The sequence below is a fragment of the Candidatus Cryosericum odellii genome (assembly GCF_003570935.1).
Taxonomy (GTDB): domain Bacteria; phylum Caldisericota; class Caldisericia; order Cryosericales; family Cryosericaceae; genus Cryosericum; species Cryosericum odellii.
In genome coordinates, this window is sequence record NZ_QXIU01000229.1 from 1 (window position 1) to 4,172 (window position 4,172).

General features: G+C 55.0%; 4 protein-coding genes. All 4 read left to right on the forward strand.

Annotation, left to right across the window (positions count from 1 at the left end; all coding sequences use genetic code 11):
- Window positions 1-81 precede the first annotated feature (81 nt).
- Window positions 82-342: a YHS domain-containing protein gene (locus SMC5_RS09480; protein ID WP_119120524.1), complete on the forward strand. Its 261-nt coding sequence runs from the start codon at window positions 82-84 to the stop codon at window positions 340-342.
- Between the two features lie 172 nt (window positions 343-514).
- Complete coding sequence (locus SMC5_RS09485) at window positions 515-2,221, forward strand: peptide ABC transporter substrate-binding protein (RefSeq protein WP_165849063.1); 1,707 nt, start codon at window positions 515-517, stop codon at window positions 2,219-2,221.
- 270 nt (window positions 2,222-2,491) lie between these two features.
- The gene (locus SMC5_RS09490; protein ID WP_119120526.1) at window positions 2,492-3,100 is read left to right on the forward strand and encodes a type IV toxin-antitoxin system AbiEi family antitoxin domain-containing protein; all 609 of its coding nucleotides are present in this window, start codon (window positions 2,492-2,494) and stop codon (window positions 3,098-3,100) included.
- A complete protein-coding gene (locus SMC5_RS09495; RefSeq protein ID WP_119120527.1) occupies window positions 3,100-4,002 on the forward strand; it encodes a nucleotidyl transferase AbiEii/AbiGii toxin family protein in 903 nt (300 codons plus the stop codon). Before SMC5_RS09490 ends, SMC5_RS09495 begins: the two co-directional genes overlap by 1 nt.
- Window positions 4,003-4,172 lie beyond the last annotated feature (170 nt).

A 4,172-nucleotide genomic window follows, 5' to 3' on the forward strand; every position in this document is an offset into this window, starting at 1 on the left:
GCAAGAGACCAACGTCGCCGAGGAAACCTCGGATTCCGGTAACCTATGCACCATGGCATATCATTGGCCGAGGAGGCTGGAATGGACAAACCGTTGTGTGTCAACAAAGTAGATCCTGTCTGCGGAATGGCTCTCACGTTGATTGAGGACGTCGAGACGTCCACGTTCGAAGGCAAGACCTATGGGTTCTGCAGCAAGGCGTGCAAGAAGACGTTCGAGGGCGATCCGAAGAAGTACATCGAGAACCCGGTTGGACGCAAGAGCATGTCGGAACCCATGGAGTCCCCCGAGAAACCGGCTGCACCCATCGAAATGCCGCCGCCTATGAAACCCCCCTTATAACGTAGAAACCAGTCAGGATAGTCTCGAATAACAGAGCGGCCGCATACTTGCGGCCGTTCTGCATGTCATGGAGCTCCGTCATTCCCGCGCTGTTGTATTTATCCCGTCAATTGATAGCATCAAGATTAGTCGCACGTGCGACAAATCCTGTTGGGAAAGGGGAGGTTACTGCATGAGGAAAGCAGTATCACTTGTCTTGGTAGCTGTATTTCTGGTCTCGTTGTTTGGTGGACTGTCTGTCGTACCGTCAGCAAAAGCAGTTGCTCAGGAGGTAACGTACAACCTGGGGGCTGAGCCCGAAGGAATCGATCCAGCCCTTACAACCAGCCTTGAAGCAGGCAACATCGAACAGCAGGTCTTTGATGGGTTGACGCGCCTTGACAACAAGGACATGCCGCAGCCGGCGATTGCGAAGAGCTGGACGATCTCCAAGGACCAGAAGACCTACATCTTCACGCTTCGCGATGCGTACTGGACGAACGGAATGCCTGTCACAGCGTATGACTTCGAATATGCGTGGAAGCGCGTACTCACCCCGGAATTGGCTTCCCCATACGCCTACATGCTCTACTACGTGTATGGTGGTGAGGCATTCAACATGTCTGTCAAGGTCGGTAGCAAGTACTATGCTCAGGCTGTCGACGCCAAAGGAAATCTTCTGACGAAGAAAGTAGGGGGCAACGACGTCCCCGTTCCGGACATGGCGAAAGAGATCGACCCCAGCAAGAACGTCGGCGTCAAGGCATTGACTGCCAAGACGCTCAAGGTTTATCTCCAGTCCCCCACCCCCTTTTTCCTCAGCTTGGGGGCGGTCGAACAGCTGATGCCGGTCTGCAAGGCCGTTGTCAGCACAAATGATAAGTGGACCTCCAATGTCAAGACCTATGTGACCGATGGACCGTTCAACCTCACGGAGTGGTCACACAACGACAAGATGGTCTTTGTGAAGAACCCGACCTACTGGGACAGGGACAAGGTCAAACTCACGAAGATCACCTACCTCATGGTCGAAGATGAGGGGACTGCGCTTTCGATGTATCAGAGCGGTCAGCTGGACGCGGCGGCTTACGTACCCCTCTCTGAGTTGCCCAAGCTGGTTGCTTCAGGCGATGTAAAGATCTTTCCGTCCCTTGCGACATACTACTGTACGGTCAATGTCACCAAGAAGCCGTTCAACGACGTCCGCGTTCGCAAGGCCTTGCTTCTGGCGATCGACCGCAAGGGCATCACGCAGTCCATCACGAAGGGCGGGGAGGTTCCCGCGCTGGCTTTTGTTCCCTATGGTATGCCAGACGCGCTTCCTGGCAAGGATTTCCGCACGTTGGGTGGTTCATACTACAAGGACGACGATATCGTGACTGCAAAGGCACTGCTTGCTCAGGCCGGTTATCCCAATGGCAAGGGCTTCCCTGCCTTCACGCTGCTCTACAATACTTCCGACGCACACAAAACCGTTTGCGAGGTGATCCAGCAGATGTGGAAGAAGAACCTTGGTATCACCTGCACCCTCAGGAGCGAGGAGTTGGGCGTCTTCAGGAATGATCGAGAGCAACTCAACTACGATGTCGCGCGTTCGGACTGGTTTGGTGACTACATCGATCCCAACACGTTCCTGGACATGTGGGTCACCCATGGCGGAAACAACCACAGTGGCTGGGGCAACAAGTCTTACGACGCTCTCATCGCAAAGGAAAAGGCAACTGTCGACCCAAAGGCGCGCATGGCGATCCTGCATGCCGCAGAGAAGATCCTGATGACCGATATGCCCATTATTCCAATCTACTTCTACACGAACCCGGTGCTCCTGAGCAAACACATCAAGAACTTCCACCAGTCGATGCTGGGAACTCCCGACTTCAAACTCGTTTATATGGGGTAGCTGCCAGAAGCCTCTTGACGGCGGTGCACACGATTTAGACAAGAAGAGAAGCGGGGCGGCTCTCTACGGAGAGCCGCCCCCGGAATGTTCAGCGGATGGCCCCTGACCCGTCCTTCCCACGAAGGCGGGAATCCATGCGTTGAGGTGTAACAATCTCGGGACGGTCCCGAAGTGTAACAGTCTCCGAGCAACGTTTCAAGAAGTAGTATGGAGTGTGTTGATTTTTCGGGGAATTGCACAATACTTAAGAAAATGTTAAGGGTTGTGCAAATGGGAAAGACACAGGAATCAGAACGCAACATACGGAGCATTGCCTCCCGCCAGCAGGGATATTTCACTGCCAGACAGGCTCTTGAGGCTGGTTATTCATATCCCTCACAATACTACCAGAGTGAGACCGGAAACTGGATACGAGAGGGATATGGCGTCTACCGCATTGCCGACTACACGGCGGCTGATCGACCGGACCTTGTGCTGTGGTCATTTTGGTCACGTGACAGAAAGGGCAAGCCTCAGGGTGTGTTTTCTCACGAGACGGCCCTGTCCATTCACGAACTCTCGGATGTCATGCCTGTCAATCTTCATATGACAGTCCCCCCGTCATTCAGGAGGTCGACCAGGACGCCCGCTATCCTTGTCATCCATCGTGCAACGCTCGAGCCGGCCGACATTGAGATGATGGAGGGGTACAGCGTCACTCGTCCCCTGAGAACGATCATCGATGTTGCCGCTGCTGCGGCCATCTCTGCCGACCTTCTTGAGCAGGCTATCCGCCAAGGTCTACAACGCGGACTCGTGGAGCGGGACGATCTAACCAAAGCTGCCAAGTTGAACCCGTCGTCTTTCTTCGTGGAGATCGTGCGGAGTCTTGTCTCTTGATGAACAGCCCTCAGTACTATAGTGACGCGGTGTCCTTCCGCCAGGCTCTTGAGGACCGGCTCAGGAAAAGGGCTCTGGATCATAGTGAGGATCTGCAACGCCTGCGCCAGCAAGTCGCCTTTGACCGATTTGTCACTCGCATACAGCACGATGGGGTCAACAAATGGATTCTCAAGGGTGGACATGCTTTGGAACTGGCGATTGGATCCGCCCGGGCGACCCGCGATATTGATCTCGCTCTCAACACCAGCCTTGCTAGGGGTTCCGACAACCACGCGACTCTGCAACGGATGCTGCAGCAGGCTGCTTCACGCTCAGCAGATGACTGGCTCGAGTTTCAAGTGGGGGAGTCGATGATGGACCTCGACGGGCCACTCTACGGCGGAGAAAGGTTCCCCGTTCGCTCGATGCTGGGAGGCCGACCATTCGTTACGTTCCATGTCGATGTTGCTGTTGGAGACGTTGTCCTCGAACCCCTTCGCGTCACAACAGGTGAAGACTGGTTTGGCTTTGCTGGTATCGAGGCATCCCCGTTGACCACGACAAGCCTGGAGCAGCAGTTCGCAGAAAAGCTGCATGCCTATACCATGCCGCGTGCAGGCAAGCGCGACAACAACCGCGTCAAGGACCTTGTTGACATGCTACTGCTCCTTGAAACGGGGAGCCTTGAACCTGAAGGTGCCACGGCAGCAGTGTTGGCGACGTTCAGCCACAGAGATACTCATCCGATTCCAGAGAGCCTTCCGGATCCACCAGGTTCCTGGAGAAGGCCGTACGTAGCTCTGGCTGCATCGTGCCACATTGGCGTCGACATTGATATTGCTGTCGCCAGCATCAGAGACTACTATCGACGTGTTGTCACCGTGATCGCGGCAACAAGACCTGACGCTGAAACTCGGTGACGGCCAGGAAGCGAAACCGTCCCGAAGTGTAACAGTCTCCGTCATTCTCGCGCAGGCGGGAATCCATGCTACCTCTTCATGTTGCCCCCTTCATGGGGGTTTTTGCATATCCAGGGACGGCAGGATTGGAGCGCAGGTCTTGCATCCTGCATGAGCCGATGCGCGCCATT